Annotated in this window: 16 protein-coding genes; 9 read left to right on the top strand and 7 right to left on the bottom strand. The window is 55.0% G+C overall.

The annotated features are described in order from the left end of the window. Nucleotides 1-77: 77 nt before the first annotated feature. Entirely contained in the window at nt 78-503 is a 426-nt protein-coding gene (locus tag OLTU_RS31420) for a hypothetical protein (protein ID WP_141736660.1), read from the top strand. Nucleotides 504-713: 210 nt separating this feature from the next. Beyond that, nucleotides 714-1,271: a phosphatase PAP2 family protein gene (locus OLTU_RS31415; protein WP_141736659.1), complete on the top strand. Its 558-nt coding sequence runs from the start codon at nt 714-716 to the stop codon at nt 1,269-1,271. A gap of 18 nt (nt 1,272-1,289) precedes the next feature. On the opposite strand, the gene OLTU_RS33015 is transcribed toward OLTU_RS31415, so the two are convergent. Further along, entirely contained in the window at nt 1,290-3,314 is a 2,025-nt protein-coding gene (locus OLTU_RS33015; RefSeq protein WP_141736658.1) for a TonB-dependent receptor, read from the bottom strand. 259 nt (nt 3,315-3,573) lie between these two features. Between OLTU_RS33015 and OLTU_RS31405 the strand changes: the two genes are divergently transcribed. From OLTU_RS31405 to OLTU_RS31395, 3 genes are read left to right on the top strand one after another with little or no spacing between them, the layout of a single operon-like run. After that, on the top strand, nt 3,574-6,099 hold the full coding sequence (locus OLTU_RS31405) for a HAMP domain-containing protein (RefSeq protein WP_176737128.1): 2,526 nt from the start codon (nt 3,574-3,576) through the stop codon (nt 6,097-6,099). 12 nt (nt 6,100-6,111) lie between these two features. After that, entirely contained in the window at nt 6,112-6,870 is a 759-nt protein-coding gene (locus OLTU_RS31400; RefSeq protein WP_141736656.1) for a hypothetical protein, read from the top strand. A gap of 27 nt (nt 6,871-6,897) precedes the next feature. Then, entirely contained in the window at nt 6,898-7,860 is a 963-nt protein-coding gene (locus OLTU_RS31395; RefSeq protein ID WP_141736655.1) for a type 1 periplasmic-binding domain-containing protein, read from the top strand. Nucleotides 7,861-7,922: 62 nt separating this feature from the next. Here OLTU_RS31395 and OLTU_RS31390 read toward each other — a convergent pair whose 3' ends face one another. The 4 genes from OLTU_RS31390 to OLTU_RS31375 all read right to left on the bottom strand — a co-directional run bounded on the left by OLTU_RS31390 (nt 7,923) and on the right by OLTU_RS31375 (nt 13,307). Next, nucleotides 7,923-10,070, bottom strand: coding sequence for a 3-hydroxyacyl-CoA dehydrogenase NAD-binding domain-containing protein (locus OLTU_RS31390; RefSeq protein ID WP_141736654.1), 2,148 nt, complete (start codon nt 10,068-10,070; stop codon nt 7,923-7,925). A 13-nt stretch (nt 10,071-10,083) separates the two neighbouring features. Beyond that, a complete protein-coding gene (locus OLTU_RS31385) occupies nt 10,084-11,406 on the bottom strand; it encodes a thiolase family protein (protein WP_176737127.1) in 1,323 nt (440 codons plus the stop codon). A gap of 251 nt (nt 11,407-11,657) precedes the next feature. Next, nucleotides 11,658-12,044 carry a PilZ domain-containing protein gene (locus OLTU_RS31380; RefSeq protein WP_176737126.1) on the bottom strand — a complete coding sequence of 129 codons (387 nt, stop codon included), beginning with the start codon at nt 12,042-12,044 and terminating at the stop codon, nt 11,658-11,660. Between the two features lie 72 nt (nt 12,045-12,116). Beyond that, nucleotides 12,117-13,307 (bottom strand): hypothetical protein, encoded by a 1,191-nt coding sequence (locus OLTU_RS31375; protein WP_141736651.1) that lies wholly within the window; start codon nt 13,305-13,307, stop codon nt 12,117-12,119. Between the two features lie 258 nt (nt 13,308-13,565). Here OLTU_RS31375 and ileS point away from each other — a divergent pair, with 258 nt between their 5' ends. The 4 genes from ileS to OLTU_RS31355 all read left to right on the top strand — a co-directional run bounded on the left by ileS (nt 13,566) and on the right by OLTU_RS31355 (nt 19,949). Then, nucleotides 13,566-16,727: an isoleucine--tRNA ligase gene (gene ileS / locus OLTU_RS31370; RefSeq protein WP_218110394.1), complete on the top strand. Its 3,162-nt coding sequence runs from the start codon at nt 13,566-13,568 to the stop codon at nt 16,725-16,727. Between the two features lie 79 nt (nt 16,728-16,806). Next, a complete protein-coding gene (locus tag OLTU_RS31365; RefSeq protein ID WP_176737125.1) occupies nt 16,807-17,847 on the top strand; it encodes an aminopeptidase in 1,041 nt (346 codons plus the stop codon). Further along, entirely contained in the window at nt 17,844-19,229 is a 1,386-nt protein-coding gene (gene mgtE, locus OLTU_RS31360; RefSeq protein WP_141736648.1) for a magnesium transporter, read from the top strand. The genes OLTU_RS31365 and mgtE overlap by 4 nt, the downstream gene beginning before the upstream one ends. Continuing rightward, complete coding sequence (locus tag OLTU_RS31355) at nt 19,230-19,949, top strand: lipoyl protein ligase domain-containing protein (RefSeq protein WP_141736647.1); 720 nt, start codon at nt 19,230-19,232, stop codon at nt 19,947-19,949. On the opposite strand, the gene OLTU_RS31350 is transcribed toward OLTU_RS31355, so the two are convergent. Together OLTU_RS31350 and OLTU_RS31345 are read right to left on the bottom strand one after the other, a co-directional pair. Next, entirely contained in the window at nt 19,946-22,579 is a 2,634-nt protein-coding gene (locus tag OLTU_RS31350; protein WP_141736646.1) for an ATP-binding protein, read from the bottom strand. The two genes, OLTU_RS31355 and OLTU_RS31350, sit on opposite strands and share 4 nt — an antisense overlap. Nucleotides 22,580-22,595: 16 nt before the next feature. Further along, entirely contained in the window at nt 22,596-23,807 is a 1,212-nt protein-coding gene (locus OLTU_RS31345) for an ABC transporter substrate-binding protein (protein WP_218110393.1), read from the bottom strand. Nucleotides 23,808-23,937 lie beyond the last annotated feature (130 nt).

The following is a 23,937-nucleotide window of genomic DNA, read 5'->3' as shown; positions in this document are numbered from 1 at the left end:
CTGAGTGTCTCAAGTTTTGACAGGGGCGACCGAAGAGCAAGTACCTGACAATTCAGGAGCTTAGGAGGGAAGCAACCATGCGCACCCCAAGGATTTGCCTACTGATTTCCCTATGTTTTGTCGCTGGCCCCATTCAGGCTGACCAGCTGCCGCCCCTGGGCCAGAGGGTCTACGTCCTGGACGAGAATAAGCCGGCGCGACCGGCCGATATCCGTCCCCTGGAACCTGGTTCCCGTGTTCGTGGGCAGGCGGTGATGCGGGATCCACTGCCTTTGGGTGCGCCCGGTCTGGTGGATCAAACAAGGCACAGGCCGGCGAAAGCCCCGAAGCGGGTCTCGCGGATGACCTTTGACAAGGTCGCCGTGCAAGGCCGCTATCTCGTGCCACGCGTGACCTTCGATCGGCCTTCTTTGGAAGTGGGTCGTCGGGAAGAGCCCGTCAAACAGGAATACAGAAAAAAGATTCTTGATTCCGAGCGCGAACTCCGGGAATTTGATTGGTAATGCGGCGACGCTCGCGGCTCGGCGGCCGCGTCCCCCCGGATCACCGTCCCCCCCGGTCTTCATCAGGTAAAAGGAAGCCCTTTCCCGTTTCCGCCAGACATATCCAAAGCTATTTTTTTGTGGTATAGTGTGGTTCTAACAGTTGCTGGCTGGCTGGTCAATTTAATTTCTTTTAATGTCGAACTTTTTCCAAACCCCAGGATTCCCCGCGTGAAGACCTTGCTGCAATGGGATCGATGGATCCAAACATCGGTCAATCTGGATATGATTTCCCCCGTCAATGACAAGCTCATGAGCCTCTGGTCGGCTGAGTGGCCCTGGTTTCTCATCGTCCTGGGTTTCCTGATCCCCATTATACGACAAAAGAACTGGCCCAGACTCTGGGCCTTCGGCTGGGTGGGGCTGACCATCGGCCTCTGCGATATGCTCTCGCATTATCTATTGAAGCCCTGGTTTGGCCGCATCCGTCCCTGTCGGTTCGAGGGCCTCGTGCGCGTCGTGGAAGGCTGCTCGGGCTACTATTCGTTCCCATCCAATCACGCCGCGAATGCCGCGGTGTTTGCGACCCTTTGGTTTCTCCTCTTCAGCCGTTTTCAGGGCATGCTGGCGATGCTTTGCGCCCTGGTCATCGGGATGTCACGGGTGTACCTCGGGGTTCACTATCCCACCGATATCCTCGGCGGGTTTGTGTGGGGAACGGCGCTGGCCCTTCTCTCCTACCTGATCTGGCAGCGTCTGCCGGTAAGCCGAGAGACGGTGAAGGCCTGAGGCCTTCAGGACCTCATCTTAGAATTCATACTGCATCCGCAGCATATACGACCGCGACGCAAAGGGAATCGGAGCGACGGGGTAGTTCGCCTGATAAGGCTGGGCGATGTCCAGGCGGGCATCCGTCAGGTTCTGAATCGCAAAGGATCCTTCCAGACCTTTGGTTTCAAAGAGATCCGTATGCCGCACGTTGACGTTCACCAGAGTCGTCAAAGGCAATTTGTTCAGAGGTGCCGGATCGCGAATCGGATCACCATTGGCGTCGGTGCCCACCTCAGGGCCCTGCTCGGTGTAGGCAAAGCGATCGCCCACCAGGGAGAAGGATGGGTTGATCGAAAAATCGCGATTGAAGCGATAGCCCGTCACGAGTCCTGCCTTATGCTGCGCCTGACCGTAGGAAGCCTCATCATGACCGGGAACCTGAGCCGTCGGCTCTTCATTCTTCGTCAGCCGGTAGTAGGCATAGGTGAAGGTCGCATAAGCCTGGGATGATTGGAAACGCAGCTCGGATTCAAAACCACGTGAGCCGAGGTCCCCACCGTTTGCATAGGCGCCGACCCCGCTGGGTCCGGTAAAGTAAACAATCGGCCGACGCATCATGTGATCGAAGATGCTGATCACACCCCAGAGTTTGTCGGTGAAGCGATAGCCCACCTCAACCTCGTGGTTCAGTGCCGTTTCCGGTTTGATGCCGTAGTTGTTCGAGTCCTCAACCCGGTTGGGAATCATCCCGCCAGGAACCCGGAAACTTTGGGAAAGCATGTATTTGGCATGCAGATCCTGCCAGACCTTGGTCAAGCCCAGACGTGGGGCGAAGAAATCGCCATGAAGGTCAGTCTTGTCATAACGCACACCCACGGTGGTTTTGGCCAGATCATTGTCATTCATGATCTGCAAGAAGACCGAGTCATTGCGATAGCTGATGTGATCGATCGAGGGATCCTTCTTCAGAATTTCCTCGTTGGCATCCGGGTTCAGATTTTCAGCCCGATAGGTGGTATGAATAAAACCCTGATAGCCGCCCAGAATATTCGTCTTTTCATTCAGGTCGTACTGCAGGGTCACGCCACCCGTCTTCCGATCGACCTTGTTACGATACCAATAGGGTCCCTGGTCGATCCAGTAAGGATACTGCAGCTTATAGTTGACGAAGGGTGTGACCTTCAAATCGCCGGACGACCATTCATGGCCCGCCTCGACTTGATAGGTATCCCAGCGTTCACCGATATGCTGCCAGGGGGCATCGACGGGCTCATCGAAATAGAGACTGGGAGCCCGATAAAGGTCAACCAGGGCTTTGACGTAGGTGCCCTTGTATTTCACGTTCATCGACATGGTGGCGAGTTCCAGATTGGAATCGGTGAGATCAATCTCATCCCCATAGTACGATGTTGCCGTCTTGTCGGACAGCAGGGAGCGCGAGGCCGCGAGGTTGATACTATAGGAGAGATCGCCGTCATCCGCAGCCACACCCGCTGCGATGGTGCGATTCAAAAACGCGCGCGTGCCCTGTTCCACATCCATGCTTACATAGGAACCTGGCCGGCTTGCGGAACGGGTTATGATGTTGATCACCCCCAGGGAGGCATAGCCGCCGTAAATCGAAGAACCCGGTCCACGAACGATTTCGATACGCTCGATGGTGTTCACCGGGAAATGCCGCGCGAACTGAACGATACCGAATTTTTCCTCGTTGACGTCCAGGCCATCAATCATGACGAGGAATTTACCTTCGATGGAGTTGATGCCCCGGATGCTCATGAGCTGACCGCCTTCGATTTCGGTCACGACCCCATAACCAGGCACCATGCGCATGAGCACGTCCACCACATCGCGGGCACCCATGTCGAGGATCTGTTCCCGGGTAATGACGGTGACGATCCCCGGTGTTTCCCTGATGTGCGTGTCCTTGCGTGTGGCTACGGTCACCTTCAGATCCAGAAGATCATTCAGGCTCAATTCGGACTCTTCCGCTGCCCAGGCGACCTGTGATGAGATCAGGAGAAACAAAAGAGTGCGACAGCAATGGTTATTAATGCCCATTCAAGCCTCTTCAAAAATTCCAGTGGTTTCCATCCCTCAATAGTAAACAGTTGCAACCCCGAAGACAAGGAGCGGACCTTGCCTGGTTCGTGGTTTCCCGTGTTTAAATCTATCCGTTCAAAAGTATTGATTTATTTTTTACCTCGCACGCCATCCTCATAAGGTAAATATGCAGGCTTCAAAGAACGGCTTAGGTTTCGTTTACAAAATCCGAAGGATCTTCCGTCCCAGAAAATTTGTAGGAGTCCAAGCAGGACCCATGAAACCGATGTCCAGCCAGTCCATAGGAAAAAAGATCCTGATCCTAATCTTTGGGATTGTTGGTCTGGCGTTTGTCACGCTTGGTTTCATCGGTGGTCTGGCGTTCCGCAGTCTGGCTCATGGATTTCTGAATATCGTTGAAGCACAAAACGAGGAATTCGCTCAGTTGCTCAATCGCAATTCGGAGGGTTCCAAAAACCGATTCGTGCAAATGTTTGAGGAGAACGCGCGCACCAAAGGGGAGACTCTGATCGCGCGTGACTCGCTCAATTTGAAAACACCATTCCTCGACAACTCCTATACCCAGGTGCGTGAAGCCCTGCAGAATTCCTTCAATTTTGACAATTCCATGCTTCTCGCCTCATTTGTCGTGATTGAAGGTGAGGATATCAAGGCCTGGCAGTATCTCGATCGCGAGCACAAGGATGGCCTGAACCTGCCGATCGTTTATGACCCAAGCCGTGAGGTCTGGGTTTCCAACCTGCAGGGTCAGCCGGTCGTGGTCTATGATCCTGGCATGGAAAACCTCAGAACCATGGATAAGCCCACACTCCGCAAGGTCCAGGTGACGGTCGGCTCCGGGGAAAGCCGCCGGTCGGTGGCGGCCTATGAAGCCATCGTTCCCATCAGTGAAGATCCGCCGGAAAACATTGTGGAACGTTTGAAGGACGGTGAGCCCATCGCCTTCCTGCGTTATCTCATCAGTCTCGAGCTGATGGATCAGGCGATCGCCACTGAAGAAAATGAAATGCAAAAAACCCTTCGTGAGCAGCATAAGATCACGCAGAGCACTCTGGACCATACGCTCTCCGAGACGAACAGTCGGCTGGGGCGTCTCGCCGTAATCCTGATTACGGCCGCCCTTGTGGTTCTCGTGGTGGCGTTCGTTGTTTCCGTCTGGCTCAGCCGTCGCATCGCACATCCCATCGAGGAATTGAACCAGGCCGCGGATAAGATCGCCCAGGGAAATTACGATCAGCCTGTTCAGATCAAATCGCGGGATGAAATCGGCCGCCTCGGTCAAAGTTTTGAAACCATGCGCGTGCAGGTGAAAACATTTACTGAGAAGCTGCAGGTTCTGGTTGATGAACGGACGGCGCGCCTGCATGAAGCCCTGCAGACCGTGACGATGCAAAGCCAAAAAATTCGGGAAATCATGGAACGCATCGATCAGGGGATACTGACGATCGATGCCCAGCAAAAGGTGGAGGCGGAATACTCGCGGCACCTTGTCGATCTTTACCCCGGGTCGGGATCCGACCTGACCGGCAGGTCCATCATGGAACTCATTTTTGAAGGTTCCCACCTGCGCAGTGAGGAAATCACGCGGGTGCGGGAATCGCTCTCGGCCTGTCTGGGTGAGGATGTTCTCAACTGGGATACCAACTCGGACAACTTCCCCCGCGAGCTCCGGTATTCCCAGGGTGGAACGGCCAAGACTTATGAACTGCGCTGGAACCCGATCATCGAGGGTGAAATTATCCAGCGCTTCCTTCTGACCATTCGCGACAAGACCAAGGAACTGGTCCTCGAGGAACAGGTCCGCGTCGCGGCCCAAAGCTCCAATCGTCTGAGCCAGGCCCTCTCGGATCTCGTCAGCGTCCGTTCGGATGCGGTCAGTGCCATGCTCCGCGATTCCCATGCCGCTCTCATGGAAATCGAAGCCAGTCAGACGGAAGAGGATGATTATCGTCGCAACTATGTGCGTCTGCATACCATGAAGGGCGCTGCCCGCAGTCTGGGCCTCAAGGCCCTGGCGCAGGCCATTCATGAAGCCGAGATCTTTCTGCAGAAGCTCTTCCGCTACGAAAGTTTTGATTCCGAAGGCTTCAAGAAATCAGTGGTGGTCGTGCGTGAGGAACTGAATTTCCTGCGTGATGTCGCCAGTCGCATCCTGAAAATAAAAATTGATGATCAGTCATCGAGCAGCCGCAGCCTCTTTGAAATGCTGGCGGAGGAGCTTCGCGAGGCGATCAAACTCTGCCGGGAATACCAGGTGGAGCTCGGCGGTTTGATCATCGAGGATCGGGTGATTCACTGGAATGCGCGTTTCCTGGATGACCTTGTGCAGGCCTCACGGCATGCTCTGACCAACTCCCTCGACCATGGCTACTTTAAACCGATCAGGGAAGGCAAGCTGCCCATCCATGAGAAGGTCATCTTCCGCATCGTGGCCAGGCGCGAGGCCGGGCAGGTGATTCTGGCCTTCGAGGATGAAGGCTTTGGCTTTGATCGTAAGGCCATTCGCGATCTGGCCGCTCGCGTGGGATTGCCTGTGGAATCCGATCATGACTGCCTCAGTATTCTGCTGCGTGAAGGTCTGACCACAGTCCAGGAAGTGACCCAGCTCAGCGGTCGCGGTGCCGGGCTGTCCGCGATTCAGTCCTTTGCTCATGAATGGTGCGGAACGATTGACCTCATGGACAATAAACCGCGTGGCTGCCGCATTGTCGTTACCCTTCCTGAAGATGCCACCCTGTGTGATTCCGTGCCCCGTCTCCAGAAAGATCCCATCAGCGCCTGACGGATCCATGTTATGATGGACGTCAACGCCATCGCGATGAGGATCAGTGACGTGTTCGATCCAGGAACCGCCCGACTCTTGCTCTTATTCCTCGCACTCTGGGCACTCCCCGTTGAGGCGACAGACAAACTTGGGATATTTTATCCTTCTGTCAAATCCCCCAAGGAAGTGCAAAAAGCCTTTGGAGATGACCCGGCCCTCAAGCATCTGAAGGTTCTCGCATTCGGAACCTTTGAGGATTTTCAGACAGCAGTGACCACCGAGGATATTACGTTCGCCCTGGTACCGTCGGCGTACATTCGCTATTTCGATGATTTTGAAGCGGCCTGGCAGCTGACTCTGGATGGCAAGGCGACCTTTCAAGAGGTCGTCGTCAGCCTGGATCCCACCTGGAATGAGGCGAAGCTGGGACAGGGCATCGTCGGGGTTATCAACACCGTGGGCCGTGACAAGACCCGCAAGATGGTGAATGACCTTCTGGGTGGCCGCAGTTTCAAACGTCTGAAGCAGGTTTCAAAAATAGCCGATCTCTATCCTCTCCTGGCTCTGGGCAACGCTCAGTATGCGATCTTTTCCCCGCATAATCTGGATTTGGTGAAAGCCGAGTTTGCATCCAAGCCCATTCAGGTGCTACGCACGGCTGAGGTTCTGCATCCCTTGATTGCTGTTCGCAAGTCCAGAAAAGGGCGGGAAGGGAACCACTTTCTCAAGTTAAGTTCCAGGACGCTTGAGACGCTGGGTGTGGACGGTGTCAAGAACTTCAGCAAATAAGATCCGGCTAACAAGAGGAATGCACATATGCAAGCTTTGTTGATAGGGATGCTCTCACTCCTGCTGACCCCGGCCCTCTCGGCCGCGACGCTGATGACGGTCAGCTTCGATTCCGCGGAAATGCGGGTGGTCAAGGAAACCATGGCGCGGGATCTGAAGAATCATCACCATATTGATCTGGTGATCCAAAAAAACAGCGAATATGAACAGTTTCTCAGTGCTATTCAAAAGCATAAGCCTGATTTTCTCGCTCTGCTCGATAACAAGGCCGTGAACTTCATGAGAAAGCTGGAGAAGGAACAGCCGGAAGGTTTCGCTTCGATTCAAGGGGCGGCAACGATGGCTCTGAACCTTCGCAATATTTTGCAGGACAGCAAGAGAATCTGTGGAGTTCACTATGAGGTTCCCGCCTTTACCATCATCACACGTTTTCGCAGTCTGATTCAAAGGCCTATCAGCACGGTGCTCGCGCCTTATCGCGCGTCGGAATTTGATTGGATGATGGGCGAGGCCAGACAGCAGCTGCAAAAGGAAGGCATTGAACTGATTGCCGTCAATGTGGAAGCGAATGGTCGCGACCCGGCCTCCATCAATCGCCTTGTGGAGAAGACGCTGAGCGACGAGCATGGCGGTCGGAAGATCGACGCCATTCTGGTTCCGGCGGATAATGTAATCCTGAACCGGGAGGCCTTTGCCAATGTCTGGCTGCGGAAGGCACGGAGTCTTAAAGTTCCTTTCCTCTGCAACATCGAAAAATTCACCAGCAAGGACTTTGATTTCTGCACCTTTGCGGCCTGGCCGGACCTTGTGGCTCTGGGTCATCAGCTGGCCGAGCAGATCACCGAAGCTCTGGAGAACGGCAGCTCGGTGGCCGAGCTGGGGGTGGACTACATCATTGGTGTTCAGGAAACGATGAATCTGAATCGGGCCAGGTCGCTTGAATTGCCCTTGCGAGCCGATCGCATCGAGGCCATCCATCGGGTGGAATAATTCCGAACAGGTCTGCGGCTGAGAAAGGAAAACCCGCGCCCAGGGGCGCGGGTGAGCGATGATTACTTTTCTTCAGGGAAGAATCGGGATCCGGCATCGGCATGCTTTTTCAGCAAAGCCGGTGGGGCAAAGCGGGATCCATAACGTTCTTCAAGACTCTTCAGAGTATTGTAAACGTTTTCGGCACCCAGATGATCGACATAGCGCAACGGCCCGCCGAGGAAGGGTGGGAAGCCCAGTCCGAACACGGCTCCGATATCACCATCATACGCGGACTGCAGTATGCCTTCCTCCAGACAACGAATGGTTTCGTTGATGAAGACATAGACGCAGCGATCGGCGATATCCTCGGCCGGGATAAACTTGTATGTGCGACCCTGGCCCATCATTTCATAGACCGACTCATCGGGCTTGCCCTTCTTGCCACCTTCATAGGTGAAGAAGCCCTTGCCGTTTTTCCGACCCAGACGACCCGACTGCTGGATCGAATCCAGGCCCGCCGGAGTCTTGATGCGATCGCCAAAGGCCTCGCCCATCGATTCGAGCACGTGAATGCCGACATCGATACCGACTTCGTCCATCAACGTGATGGGACCCACGGGGAAACCAAAATCCGTCAGCGCATCATCGATTTCCTCGATGTTGGCGCCTTCCTCAAGTATCAGGGCCGCTTCCGCCATGAAGAAAGCCAGCGCGCGGGTGGTGTAAAAACCCGGGCTGTCCTTCACGACGATGATCTGTTTGCCCATGCGCTGACCCAGGCGGAACGCGCGGTCCACAGCCCATTCAGCTGTCTTATCGGTGACGATGATCTCGAGCAGTGGCATCTTTTCCACCGGCGAGAAGAAGTGCATGCCGAGCACGCGTTCAGGATGCTGAGCCTTCGCTGCGATCTTGCCGATCGGCAGAGCCGAGGTGTTCGAGGCGAATACCTGATTCTCATGAGCCCGCGATTCCACCTGGGCCAGGATTTCCTGCTTCAGCCCCAGATCTTCAAACACGGCCTCGATCACGACATCGGCCGAGCCAAAACCTTGAATGCTGAGGCCAGGGGAAATGTGAGCCATCTTCTGCCAGAGTTCGAAACTCTTGATGCGGCCGCGTTTGGCTTTCTTCGCGAAGTATTTATGCGCATTGGCCAGAGCCCTTTTGGTGGAATCCTTGTTGGGATCCGAGAGCAGCACGCGCACGCCCTTGTCGGCCAGAACCGTGGCAATGCCGGCACCCATGAATCCTGAACCTACAACACCCACCTGCTCGGGAGCGTCGTCGCCAAACTTCTCCTTGCCGGCATCGGCATAGGCATTGCGCTTGGCAGCGGTCGTGGCATGGAAAAGGTGCACCAGCGATTTGCTTTCGCGGGTATGGGCCAGCTCCGAGAAGAGTTTGGCTTCCAGCTCGAGGCCTTTTTCCAGTTTTTTCTCAAAGCCATCAAAGACGGCATCGAGGGCTTTGAAAGGCGCGGGATAGAAACCTTTGGTGTTGTCCTCCACCATCTCGCGGGCTTTCTTCTCGACAAAGGCCCTACCGATGGGCGTGTGCTCGGTCGCCCAGCGGGGCAGATCCTTGCTCAAATTCTTGGCGTTCAGGGCGACCAGTTTCTTGTCCTTGCTCTTCGTTGCATACTGGAGCGCCACGCGCTCGAGCTGGGTGGGATGCACGCAGGCATCCGCCAGACCGAGTTTCACAGCCCGCTTGCCGCTCACGCGCTTGCCGGTCAGGATCATATCGAGTGCATCCTGAATTCCAATCAAACGGGGCAGACGCTGCGTTCCGCCGCCGCCTGGAATCAGGCCGAGTTGAATCTCGGGCAGAGCCAGCGTCGAGGTTTCGGTTACGATCCGCCACTGGCAGGCCAGCGTCAGCTCCAGACCACCGCCCAGACATTGACCATCAATCGCGGCCACGGTGGGGAAGGGGAGCTTCTCCAGTTTATTCAGAATGCCCTGCATTTTCAGGGCGCCATCCCGCGTTTCCTCGGGCGTGTCGAACCTGGAAATATCGTTGATATCCGCACCGAGCGCGAAATCTTTTTTCGCACCGATGATGACAAGGCCCTGAATCTCCTTGTCTTCCGCCAATTCATCGACCAGATCGTTCAATTCGCGGAGCAGGGGCTCACCCAGAACCGTAACAGGTTTGTCAGGCGAACCCATGCGCAGGATACGGATATGATCACTCGTGCTTTCGACCTTGAAATACTGTGTCATAGCGAGCTTCCTCTCAAGCGTAACGTTCGATTAACATGGCACCAGACATGCCGCCAGCCGCGCAGATGGCTATCAAGCCAAGATTTTTATTGCGACGAATCAGTTCGTTCGACAGCGTCATCACCAAACGAGCGCCGGTGGCCCCAAAGGGGTGACCGATGGCGATGGCGCCGCCGTTGACGTTGAGCTTGTCTTCGGGAATGGTGCCGAAGGCTTTGCTGTCACCGAAGTAACGTTCACAGAAGTCCTTGGATTCCATCGAACGCAGGCAGCTCAAAACCTGAGCGGCGAAAGCTTCGTGAATTTCGAAAAGGTCGATATCCTCGAGACTCATGCCATTGCGTTTCAAAAGATAAGGAATGACCACAGCCGGTCCGATCAAAAGCTGCTCGGTCGGATCCACACCGACGAAGTAGAAATCGCGGATGCGGGACTTGGGTTTGAGGCCCAGGGATTTGGCGACCTGCTCATCGGTGACCAGGGCCACAGCCGCTCCGTCGGTCAAGGCCGAGGAGTTGCCGGCGGTCAAGGAACCGTAGTTTTTATCAAAGGCCGGCTTCAGCGTGGCCAATTTTTCCAGCGAAGTATCACCGCGGATGATGTTGTCCCTGTCCACGGCTTCAAAACCGGGGGGCGCCCAGATCGGAATAATCTCATCATCGAAACGGCCGGATTTTTGCGCTTCCGAGGCCTTGCGATGTGAGGCCTGCGCAAACTGATCCTGCTCCTCGCGGGAGATCTTGTTGAGCTTGGCCATGATCTCCGCACTTTCACCCATGGTCAGGCCGGTGAGCGGCTCAGCCAGCGCGGGCGGTTTGGGCAGCCAGGCCTTGGCCGAGAAATGGGACAGCATGGCAAGCTTATCCGCCGGAGTCTTGGCTTTGTTCAGGGACAAGAGAAACTGACGGGCTTCCTTGGAGTAAACAATGGGCACGTCCGACAAGACCTCGACGCCACCCGCCAGGGTTGTCAGCGGCTGACCGAAGGTAATGGATTTGGCAGCATCGGCGATGGTGTGCAGGCTGCTGGTGCAGGCGCGGTTCAGAGTATAACCGTGGATATGCGGTGGCAGTCCCAGGTTGATGACGGCGTCACGCCCGACGTTACCATTCTTGGTCTGCGGAACGACGACGCCGGCAGCGACCTCATCGATGTGCTGGGGATCGAATTCCAGTTTACGCAGCAAACCGTCGACAACGCGGCTATAGAGTTCCAAAGCATCGGCGTTCTCAAAGGCGCCAAATGATTTGACGAAAGGCGTGCGCACCCCATCGATGAAGACAGGCTTGCCGTTTCCATCAGGGAGCTGAGCACGATACTTGGTCACGTTCAACATAGGTATCTCCCGATTGTCCTGTGGTTCAAAGGTGCCTCCCAATGTGGATTCTTTTTGGTTTTTAAACAAGACCAAATTCAGGCGCGACTGACAGCCGAGGGCGGGCATGGAAGGCTTGGGGGAGAGAACACAAGGCACGAAAGCATGCTGCCCAGGTTGCTTGGCAGCCCTGGGCAGTGTTCTCATGTTCACAAAAGCTTTACGGAGCAGGGATTTTCAGTGGAATCGATCGAGGTACAATTGTGCTCTAATTAAAGCTGGCCGCGGGTTTTGAGGCTCGCCACGATCTGCTCGATCAGCATGTGATCGGTATTGGTCATGTTCAAAAAGGTTCCGCCTATGCGAAAACGCTGGGGATCAAACCATCGACACTCGCAGCGACAGATAAACCTTGAGGGAGCTGGAATCCCGAGTGGCGCCAGTGGAATGTTCAGCCAGTACTGGGCTCCGGGCGCGGCCGAGACCTCGCCGGTGAATTCCAGTTTGAAACCCCCGGTGCTGATATCGAGCAGGACTGCGCTTTGACAAAAAAACGGCAGCCATTTGAAGCGGCGAACTTCGACGAGAGCATGAGAAACATAGCGTTTGGCGCGTGGTTTGGCGACCTGGGCTTCCAAACTGTTTGCATCGGCTGCCAAGAGCTGCCTCCTTATCGACCGTATGGATCCTTTAAGTATAGGCTATCCGTCCGCCCCGAGTCCATGGGAACCTCAGAAGGCCGTCTGAAGCTTCAGCTCAAAGCGCTGCGTTTTCCAAAGGCTGTCCTGTTCGGAAAAACCCTCGGGCAGATGGTTATAAAGCTCGATTCGGGTCAGGGCTTTCTGGTAGATGAGTCCGGTCTGATAACGTTTTTCCAGCCCGAAATAGTCAAAATTCACGGCCAAGGGTCCGTTGACATAAATATTTTCAAGCGTGCTTCGCGTTTTCTTGAATTTTTCATCACGCTCCTCACGCAGAGTCATCGACCCGAGCAGCGGCACCCGCAGGCGATGGAAAACAGCCTCCTTCTGCAGGAGCTGGCTGGTGTGAACCTCCAGCGCATAATACCCCTGAGTCTGCTCCAGAAGAATCGACTGCGGCGGCAGAATCTGATTGGCCGTCGGTGCCCCACGGGCTGCGAGGCGGCCGCGGAATTGAAAGGCAGGCAGACCATTCATCCAGCTCGTGGATTCCGTGGTGGCCAGGGGAATGGCGCTTTCCGCAAGATCCTGCTCAGGCATAAGAGGACCGATTTCATATTGCACCTTGGCTTTCGGGGCATGCTGAACAAGAAGGTAGTCCTCGTTCATGGTCATGGGAACGGCCGCAAAGCGGAAGGACTCCGTACTGGGCTCCACATTCTTGACGATCAAACCATAACGGAGAGGCCGGTGGGATGCCACGGTCTCCTTCGAATCCTCGCCACCAATGTTAAAGGATAATCCGGTCCGCAGTTGTTCGGGAAGCGCCGTGGATTTGAATTCACGACCGAGGAACGTCGTCATCGTGCGGGTAACGTCTGTGGGTTTCGCCGTCGCAATCGCGGAAGTCAGGGGATGAATGGAGAGCGAACGCGGCCGCTCCTCCTGAGGTTTGGTGCCGGTCCGCGCCTGCAAATCAAGCAGATTCAGATGCTGCTCAGGATTCATGAGACTGCGGGTGATGGCCTCATAAAGGGGTTTGGTGAAAACAAAGGACTGCTGAGCCACAGGTCGCGGGCCTTCCACCAGGAAGGGGCGACTGTCGATCCAGCCATCGGGACTTTGGGCCTGGCCGAGCGAGGACAAAAAAAGGCCAGACAGGAACAAAACTCCCGTCAAGACAGACTTTTTTGTGTGAGTGGTCGCCATTTTTATCTGCTCCAACACCACATTAAAGCTCAACCGGGAAATCACCTGGGACGCATCGTATCGTTTATCCATGGGTGAAAGCCTGCAACCAGGGTGCCAAAATTTGCATACGGATGTGTGACTGTAAAGTCTGGAAAATATTCAGGAATGTAAGCGTTGCGGACGGCCGCGGAAGTTCTTACTGTCGAGCAGGGACCAAGGATGGCAGAGCTTTCAAGGGGTTGTTCCTGTTGTTCAGCTTGTCCATAAGGTGTACAACAAACACCAAATTGTTCGCTGTCCGCGATTTTCCAGGAGTATCGGATGAAAGCCATAAGCTCAAATGTCAACTTGCCCCAGATGGAGGAGGAAGTCCTAGCCTTTTGGGCTGAGCAGCAGATTTTCGAAAAATCCAATGCGCAACGCAAGGGTCAGCGCGAATTTGCGTTCTACGATGGACCTCCCTTTGCGAATGGCCTGCCTCACTATGGGCATCTCCTGGCGAACACGATCAAGGATACAGTGCCGCGTTATTGGAATATGCGCGGCTTTTATGTGGAGCGGCGCTTCGGTTGGGATACCCACGGCGTTCCGGTCGAATATGAAATCGAAAAAACGCACAATCTCAAGGGCCGTGAGGACATCCTGAATATGGGTGTTGCGAAGTTCAACGAACTCTGTCGAGGTTCGGTTGTGCATTACGCTGGGGAATGGCAGAAGACCATCACCCGACTCGGACGCTGGGTGGACTGGAATAACCAGTATCGCACCATGGACAAGGATTTCATGGAATCGGTCTGGTGGGTTTTCAAAACCCTTTATGATCGCGGCATGGTTTATCAGGGCCACAAGGTGGTGCCTTATTCCCCGCGATTGACCGCGGTTCTTTCGAACTTTGAAGCCAACCAGAACTATCAGGACGTGCAGGATCCGGCGATCACGGTGAAGTTCAAACTGATCGACGAAGACGCCTTCCTGCTCGCTTGGACGACGACACCGTGGACGCTGATTTCAAACCTCGCCCTGGCGATCGGTCCTGAGATTGAGTACGTCAAGGTCAAGGCCACCGAAAACGGTGAAACCTATTATCTGGCCAAGGCCCGTCTGGACGCTGTATTCAAAAAGAAAAAAGGCGAGGGCGAGCCCTATCAAATCCTGGCCGAAGTCAAAGCCAGTGATCTGGCCGGTCGGCGTTATGAGCCGCTCTTCCCTTATTTTAAAGACCATAAGAACGCCTTCCAGGTCCTGGTCGATGCTTATGTCACGACCGAGGAAGGGACCGGCATCGTGCATCAGTCGCCGGCTTACGGTGAGGACGACTTCCGCGTGTGCGCAGCGGCCGGCATCGAAATCGTCGATCCTTTGGATGAGGAAGCCAGATTCAAAAGCAATGTGCCTGAATTCAAAGGCCTCTTTGTGAAGGATGCCGACAAGGACATCATAAAGGCTCTCAAAGACCGCGGCCATCTTCTGCGGCATGAGACGCTGGTCCACAGCTACCCCATGTGCGAGCGCACCGGTGGGCCTTTGATCTATCGCGCGATCCCATCCTGGTTTGTGGCGGTGGAACAGATCAAGGACCAGCTGGTGGAAAACAATCTCACCATCAACTGGGTGCCGGAACATTTGAAGCTCGGCCGTATGGGCAACTGGCTGAAAAATGCCCGCGACTGGGCGATCAGCCGCAACCGCTACTGGGGCACGCCGCTGCCGATCTGGATTTGTGACAAAAACGATCAGCATCGCACGGTGCTGGGTGCGGTCAAGGAACTCGAGGAACTGACCGGCACGCAGGTGGATGATCTTCATATTCACAAGATCGATCATCTGCGCTTCAAGTGTCCGCATTGCGCGGGTCAGATGAAGCGCGTGGCCGAGGTCTTCGACTGCTGGTTTGAATCTGGGGCGATGCCTTATGCGCAGCTGCATTATCCCTTTGAAAACAAGGAACGTTTTGAAGGCATATTCCCGGCCGACTTCATCGCCGAGGGTCAGGATCAAACCCGCGGCTGGTTCTATACCCTCGCGGTTCTGAGCGCGGCTCTCTTTGGCAAGCCCGCCTTCAAAAATGTAGTGGTGAACGGCCTGGTGCTGGCCACCGATGGCAAGAAAATGTCGAAGCGCTGGAAAAACTACACGCCACCCGAGGAGCTGATTGCCGCCTTTGGTGCCGATAGCGTGCGCCTCTATATGCTGAACTCGGCGGTTCTGCGTGCCGAGGATCTGCGCTTTAGCAATGATGGGGTGAAGGAAACCACCCGCTCGGTGATCCTGCCTCTCTGGAATGCCTTCAGCTTTTTGACGACCTATGCCGCGGCCGATGGCTGGCAGCCGTCGGCTCCGCTGGTCACGGGAAAGGCTCCCCATGTCAGCGGTGAACTCGATCGCTGGCTGATCTCGCGCCTGCATACTTTGATCGCCGGCGTGCATAAGGAAATGGAAGGTTATCATCTTTATAACGTCGTGCCGCGCGTCCTGGCTTTTATCGAGGATCTGACCAACTGGTACATCCGCCTCAGCCGCCGCCGCTTCTGGGCTGGCGAGAAAACGCTGAGTGCCGATACGCGGGAAGCCTATGAAACGCTCTACTATGTGATGACCGCCTTCTCCAAAATTCTGGCGCCGTTTGCACCCTTCACGGCCGAACGCATCTATCGGGGTCTGACGGAGGATCTCGCCAACGTGCCGGCTTCCGTTCACCTCTGTGATATGCCGGTAGCCGAAGAGTCGGTGATCGACAGCGCCCTCGAGCGACGCATGGAGCTGGTCCGCACGGTGGCGGAACTCGGTCGTTCGCTGCGCGCGAAACATCAGATCAAAACCCGTCAGGTGCTGCCGGGCATGCTGGTGATCGCCCGCAGTCAAACCGATGCCGATCATGTGGCGAGTGCTCAGGCTCTGATCAAAAACGAGCTGAACCTCAAGGAACTCCAGTTCAGCACGGATGAAACCCGGTATGTGAACCTTTCGGTGAAACCGAACCTGAAGACACTCGGCAAACGCCTCGGCAAGGATTTGAATGCGCTGCGGGTTCATTTTGAAGAGCTGAATAAGAATCCTCAGGAAGTGGCCAAACTCCTGGCCCGCGTGGAATCCGGCGGCGGCACAGAGGTGCTTGGTCATACCCTTTCCATCGAAGACTTCCTCATTGATCGTGGTCCGAAGGATGATCGCCTCATCGCCACCGCGATGGGCGTGACGGTTCTTCTGGATACCCATCTGACGGAAGACCTGATCCTGGAAGGCCTGGCGCGGGAAGTCGTGAATCGGATTCAAAACTTCCGCAAGGACAGCGGACTTCAGGTGACCGACAGAATTGATATCCAGGTTCAGGCGGGCGCTGAAATCGGTCGCGCTGTGCAGAAGTTTGAGGATTACATCAAGGCGGAAACCCAGGGCCGCACGCTGTCTGTGGTGACCAGCCTATCGAGTGAATTCAAAGGCACCTTTGAGCTGGCAGAGGAATCGATTCAGCTTGGCATCACCACGTTGCGGAGCCAGGAACGCAGCTGAAGTCCGGGCCCTCTTTCCTTTTTGCGAAGAAGAGGTCAGAATGGGCCATTGGACAAGGGGTGGAGGGGGCCGTATCTTTATGCCTGGACACGGATGGATTCTGGGGCTTTGCGCCTTGATGCTAAGTTCCTGTTACAGTCTGCAGCAGGCCTACTGGTTCAATAATGCGTTCAATAGCCGTATGCCGGTCGAGGACGTGGTGCAGCAGAGCGGTCTGGATGAGACCACACGGCGCAAGCTCCTTCTCAGTCGTCAGGTTTTGGCCTTTGCCACGGAGGAGGGCCTCAATGTTGACGATGCCTACCAGCATTATATTCCTCCCGGCCCTGGAACGGTCAGTTATCTGGTCCAGGCGGCCGAGGCCGACCGTCTGGAACTGAAAACCTGGTGGTTTCCCTTCGTCGGCCGGGTTCCCTTCCTTGGCTTTTTCAATCGGGATGACCGCGATACCAAGGCTCAGGAGCTCCGGGCCGCAGGACTCGATGTGAGTCTCGGTACCGTGGGTGCCTTTTCCAGTCTGGGCTGGTTCGCCGATCCCATCTATGATGCCATGACCAAACGCAGGGACGAGGACTTCATCCAGCTGCTTTTGCACGAGCTGGTGCATCGCAGTTTTTGGTCGAAGGGGTCGGCGGCTTTCAATGAAAATCTCGCTGAATTCGCCAGTTTGCATCTCGCTGAGATCTACCTCAAAACCTATCGGGGTGGGGCCGGCCTTGCGGAGTTGAAGATTTATAAAGAGGAAAAGGAAAAGCTCTCGCAGTGGATCTTTGCCTTGCGCGATGCCCTGAAAGAGCTTTATAGCAAGCCTATGGACCGTGATCAAAAGTTGAAGGATAAGGCCGCGATCATCGCATCGTTTCGCCATGATCGATTTCCGGAGCTGAAAACCCGGGAACTGGCCGCCGCGCGGAATCGGGAATGGAATAACGCCTCCATCCTCGGGGCCGCTCTTTATGCGCCGGATACCGAGCGCTTTCAAAAAGCCTTCGACTGTCTGAATCCCGAACATATGGGGGATTTCCTGGAAGCTTTGCGGGAAGCGGAGGACAGGACCCCTACAGTGGATCAGGCTTTGGATAGTCTTTGTTCAATCGGCGCAGAAAAGGAAGGCGCATGACGATGGACGTTCCCAAACCAACGGCAGGTTTAGTCTCTCAATTGCTGGCCGAACGTGCTTTCAAAAGGCTGCGGCAAATTTTTAAAGAGATCGAGGTTGCGGATCTGTCAGAAATACTCGCGCAACTCGATATCGTTTCCTGCATCGTGCTCTATCGTCTGATCCCCAAGGATCGTCGGGCTGAGGTCTTTTCCTATCTGCCTTTTGAACTGCAGGCGAAGCTTCTGGATCAGCTGCCGGATCTGGTGTCGGCCTCGCTTCTGAATCAGATGGAAACGATCGATCGTACCCATCTTCTGCAGAATCTTCCCTTTGAAATACGGGAAAAGCTGATCCTGAAACTGCATCCGGAAGAGATGCAGATCACCTGGCAGATGCTGTCCTATAAGGCGAGCAGTGTCGGGCGCCTGATGAATCCGGAATTTTTTTCCATTCCATCGGGCATGAACGTGCATGATGCCCTGGCCGCGATTCGCTGGAGCGGCAGCCGGGTGCCGGAAAATCTTTTGAATCAAATTTTTGTGGTGGACCCACAGGGAAAACTACTGGGGCATGTAAATCTTTCAAGTCTTGTGCTGGCTGATCCGGCCACCATCCTGGTCGATGACCTGATGGACCGGCAGCTCGTGACGGTGATGGTCACCGACGACCGACGCAAGGCCGTGGACGTCTTTCGCAAGTATGATCGGCCGTATATTCCGGTGCTGAATGCCGAAGGCGTCATGATTGGCCTTGTCGAAGCCGAGGATGTTTTCGATGTGGCCGAGGAAGAGGCCACCATTGACATTCAAGCCTTTGGCGGTCAGAGCTGTTTGCATGAGTCGTACTTTCAAACGTCCCTTTTGCAGCTTATTCGCAAGCGGGGGGGCTGGCTGCTGGGGATCTTTGTCGTTTCGATGCTGTCCACAGCCATCCTCAAGTTCATGTTCGATGATCGCACCGGCTTTGGTCTGATGCTCCTCTTTCTGCCCATGGTCCTCTCGGCCGGGGGCATGGCCGGTTCGCAGTCCGCGTCGCTTATCATGCGCGGGCTGGCAGTGCGGGAAATCCTGGGGGCTGATCTTTGGCGGCTGCTCGGCCGGGAGATTGTGGTCGGCACGGCTTTGGGGCTGATTCTGGCCATCATTTCCTATGGTTTTGCGCATTATGCGGAAGGGTTGGAAACACCCTTTGCTCTTCTTTTGACTCTGCTCGTGGGTGTGACCGTACTCCTCGGTTATGTGCTTGGTGCGTTCCTGCCCTTTCTTTTGCGGCGCTTCCGCCTGGATCCGGCCCTCGCTTCAGCTCCTGTGATTGCGACCATGATGGATATCCTGGGCCTTTTGCTTTTCATGTACTTGACCCTGTACTGGGTAAAAGACCTTGTCCAGGGGAGCCCCTGAATGTGGATCGATGATCAGGTTCTGAAGGCCTGCGCCCTGCCGCTGGCTGCTGAGGTCTGGATTCCCGGGACTCCGATGGTGGTACTCGGGCGCGGTAACAAGGTGGAAAAGGAAGTCAATGTCCACGCCTGTGTGAAGGATGGCATTCCCATCCTGAAGCGCCTCGGCGGTGGCGGCACCGTCCTCTTGCATTCGGGCTGTTTGATTGTGAGCCTGGGGCTTTGGGTCAAGGAGTTCTATGCGAACGACCGTTATTTTCGCCTGCTCAATCAATCCGTGATCGACTGCTTCAATGAGGAGCTGCCTCATCAGATTTTTGATCAGCGTGGCCACTCCGATATCGTCCAGGGTCAGCGGAAGGTGGCCGGCACTTCGCTCTTTCGCAGCCGCAATTACCTTCTTTATCAGGCCTCGATCCTTGTGGATATGCAGATCGACTGGATTGAAAAATACCTGGCTCATCCCAGTCTGGAGCCTGATTATCGGAAGGGCCGCCGGCATCGTGATTTTCTTACCGACCTGGGAACCCTTGGGCAGCCCGATGCCCCGCGCTGGCATCAGGTCTTCAAGGCGAGGCTGCCCGGTTTTGTGGAGAAAAACTTTGCCGGAGAAAAGATCGCACCTCAGGACGCGCAGATCCCGCATGTTTTAAGTCGTGTGGGGGAGGAGTGGCTCAAGCCCGAGGAAATCCAGGCCGCCTTGGACCGCTCAGATTCCTAGCCGACCAGGCGCAAATCACCTTCGCGCATCACGCTCTGCCGAGGCAGGACGATCTTGACCAGAGCTCCGCGGGGGAAATGAGGTTCCAGGCATGTGCTGCCGCCGAGGCCTTGGGAAAGTTCCTTGATGGCATTGAGTCCGACCCCGCGTCCACTGAGAGTTGTGACGTCCGATGTCGTGGTCACGCCGCTTTCGAGAAGCATGGCCAGGGTTTCCTTGTCGGCGGTCTCGTGGGAGAGGCCATATTTTCGGCGAATTTTCTCCAGATCGTAGCCATGGCCTTCGTCGACGATTTCAATCACGACATTGTCATGGTCGAGGCTTGCCTTCACATGGAACCTTGCGGCCGTGGCCACGGCATGTCCGGCCTTTTTGGGAAGTACATAACCGTGATCGGCAGAATTTGTGATGGCATGCATGATCATATCCTTGACCTGCTCGATGGTCCTGGACGACCAGTCCTGAACGTGATCCTCGTAAAGGAAGCCGCCGACCTTGATGCCGTTCTCCTTGAGGATGGACACCGCCTCCTGGAAATGCGGCAGGAGCAAATCGATCAGGCTGACCGATAAATCGCATCGGGATTCCCGCCTGCTGAAGAGGTCATGCATGAGCCCTGAAAATTCGCTGATTTCGCTCGTCAATTCATTCAAGGCGACATGAAAATTCAGAAGGTCACTCTCATGACAGGTTCGGGACCGAAGGTGATGCAACATGGATTCGGCATCGTGCGCTTTCGCGGCGATGCGTTGAAATCCGGTGGTTCGCGCATCGCCTTTTAAGGTGTGGAGCAGAGCGAACATCGCATCAGGTCTGGTCTTCGCCAGCTCCATAAGCTGGCTGCCATCCGTGAGGAACTGTCGTCTGGCGCGTTCGATAAAGCGGGCCACGAAATCGATATCGAACTTCATGGCAACGTCGATGATTTCAGACAGACACTCGTGGAGTTCGTTGGATTTATTCAGATCCTGTTGCAGCAGAACCTTTTCCGTCTGGTCCTTGATCACGAGCATGCCGCGTTCCACAAGACCCTGATCATTCAGCATGGGATACCAGTCGAGCGACATGTAGCGTGGAGCGCCCTGAACCGTGACCTCCATGCTGGACGGCAGATTCGCGTGATTCATTTCCCAGGAAAGAGGCGGCATGCCGAGGCAGATGCGCAGGATTTCGCGAATCGTATGGCGTCCGTCCGCGCTGATGTTGCTTCTGTCGAGAATCAATTCCGTGAAGGAGGCACCTTTGATCTGCTCGGGCGTGAGATCCAGAAGGGCATACATATGGCGTGAATATTCCGCGCCGACGATCAGCTCATCGTTGAAGGTGATGATGCCTTCCTCGATATTGTTCAGAATCCCCTGCGTCTTCTGCTTTTCCAGAATAATCTGTTGGGTGCGTTCCTGCACGTTCTCTTCAAGATTGTTGACCAGCTCATCCAGCTGCCGGCCCATGGTGCGGAAGGCCTGACGGAGGATCTGAAGCTCGTCACTCCGGCTCGTGAGCTCACGCTGCGGAATGCCCTGCCAGGACTTGAGATCGCCATCAGTCAGGGCTTTCACGTTTTCCGTCAGCCGTTCGATGGGCCGAATGACACGTTTTCGCAGGAATAAACTGAGAGCCACCAGGAGAAGACTGGACGAGACCATGTTCACGCCAAAAATCATGAAAATCATGCTGACGATCTTTTCCGTCAGCTGGCTGTTTTCAAAGGAAACCACAATCCTGGCGACTTCCGATCCATCAAAATTTACCGAACTCAGATAGTTGATATACTCGACACCATCGGTGCCTTGGGCTACAAAACCGCCTTTTCCCGGGACATCCAGCTCATGCTGCAGAATGCCAGCGACATATTGAAGTTGGGGGTCGTAAAAGCTTATCCTGTGACCTGTCTGCGTTTCGAGCTCTGATATAAAGGAGTCGGGCAAGGGCATCACAATGCGGATGACACCATAGGTGGAGCCTTTTTTGATGAAGGCATCCTCCGCTCCATCGGATCCAATCAATTCATTGACCATGGGGTAGTTGATGTCGAGGTAAACCTTGCCATCGACACGCATGAGCGCGATCTTTCGGTCCGGACCCAGGAACTCATTGGAAAATCGGAACTTGAAATGAGTCAGGCCGTTGTCCTTGATGCTCACAAGCCCATACTCATCCCGACTGATTTCGACCATGTCCGCGCCGTTCTTTTCAGGAGAGAACGTGAAAACATGGTTTTCCTTCGGAACGATCGTGCTGAAGATGGGGTAGTCCTCGCGCCCCAGGGGCTTCAGGTAGATGCTGACCTGCTCCAGTCCGTAGTGCCTCGCGAAGTCTTCAACCTTGGTAAAGAGTTTGAAGAAATTCTTGCGCCGTGGGGACGGAGTTCCCAGGGAACCCACGATATCATGCAGGAGATCAGCATCGCCGTTCAGCGCGTCCAGCCCCGAGGTCAAGCGCCCAATATACTGCTTCATCGAACTGGCGATAAACCTGGAAACCAGGATGGAACTCTGGCTGGAGCGTTCGTCGAAGTTTTGCTTGAGGAAGTAACCGGAGACTAAAATGGCGAAGAGCGATGAAAGGAAAAACGATAGGATAAATCCTCCGCCAATCCTGTAGCCCAGACTCGATTTTCGCTGCATCATGGGTTGTTTCACTTGCCTACATGGTCGCTTCACGAATGGATTTTGCAAGGCGTTTGACGGCTTCGTCGGCACTCATGTTGGAATTGATGTGGGCTTCCACAACGTCATAGACAGCCTGCATGACTTCCGAGCTGGAGGCCATTTGATGGGCCATGCTCGGGACCTGTCCCGTGGTTTTGGACGTTTTCACAAAGGATTCCATGGAGGCTTTCGCGCAGCTATCGAAGTCTTCCATTTTTGTGGTCGGAACGGCCGGGATGGAGCCCTTTTTCACATTGAACGTCTTTTGAAAGGCTTCGTCCATGATAATGGCCGCCAGCTGCTCCTGATTCTTTTTCGTGTTTTTCGATTTTGTTTCAAAAAAGGCAAAACTATCGACGTTATAAATGAAGGAGTCTTCCGATCCTGGTACCGGGATGCAGAGGAAGTCCTTGCCAGGGTGTTTCCCGGCCGCGATGAATTCACCTTTGGCCCAGTCCCCCATGAACTGCATGCCGGCCTTGCCATCCATCACGAGGCGGGTGGCTTTATCCCAGTCCAGACCTTTGCGATTTTTATCGAGATAGCTGCTGTATTGGCGAAGGGCTTCGAACGTTGCTTTGACTTCAGGGCTCTGGAGCGCCTTCGGATCGAGTTGGACGAGGGCCTTGCGATAAAGATCCGGCCCCGCGATGGCCAGAAGCAGTTCTTCAAAAACGGTCGCATCCTGCCAGGCCTGACCACCGTGAGCAAACGGCAGGAGGCCAATTTTTTTGATCTTATCGGCTGTTTCAAAAAGTTCGGCAAGGGTGGTGGGAACTTTGGCCTTGGCTTGCGCCAGGACTTTCGGATTGACCCAGACCCAGTTGATGCGATGGACGTTGAAAGGCACGGCCACCCAGTTGTTATTGTATTTCACCGCGTTGGCTATTTCCTTGGGCAGTTTTTCATCCCACTGCTCACGCTTCGCCAGATCGTTGATGCTGGTCAGCAGGCCCATTTTTCCCCAGTCCTGAATCTGGGGACCCTTCATCTGGACTGCAGCGGGTGGATGACCCGCCAGGGCCTTGGTCTTGAGCACCTTCAGCGCGTTCTCGCCCGCACCGCCCGCAATGTTGAAGTCCTTCCAGGTCGCCCCGGACTTTTCCTTGAAGACCTTTTTCAGAACGGCAACAGACTGAGCTTCGCCGCCTGAAGTCCACCAATGAAGCACTTCGAGGTCCTGAGCCCACACGGTTGACGTGTGCATGACACTCCAAAGGAGCAAGCCCAATACTGGGTTTCGCATGAAGCAGTCTCCGATCTGGATGGGATGGCATGTCAAGCATAACACCCGGGGATGAGTGTTCACAAGGTGAGGGGAACCGGGCTGCATAACC

This window comes from Oligoflexus tunisiensis, from assembly GCF_001748245.1.
In the GTDB taxonomy this organism is placed as follows: Bacteria; Bdellovibrionota_B; Oligoflexia; order Oligoflexales; family Oligoflexaceae; genus Oligoflexus; species Oligoflexus tunisiensis.
The sequence above is the reverse complement of the archived record's forward strand: the minus strand, read 5'-3'. Positions and strand labels throughout refer to the sequence as shown.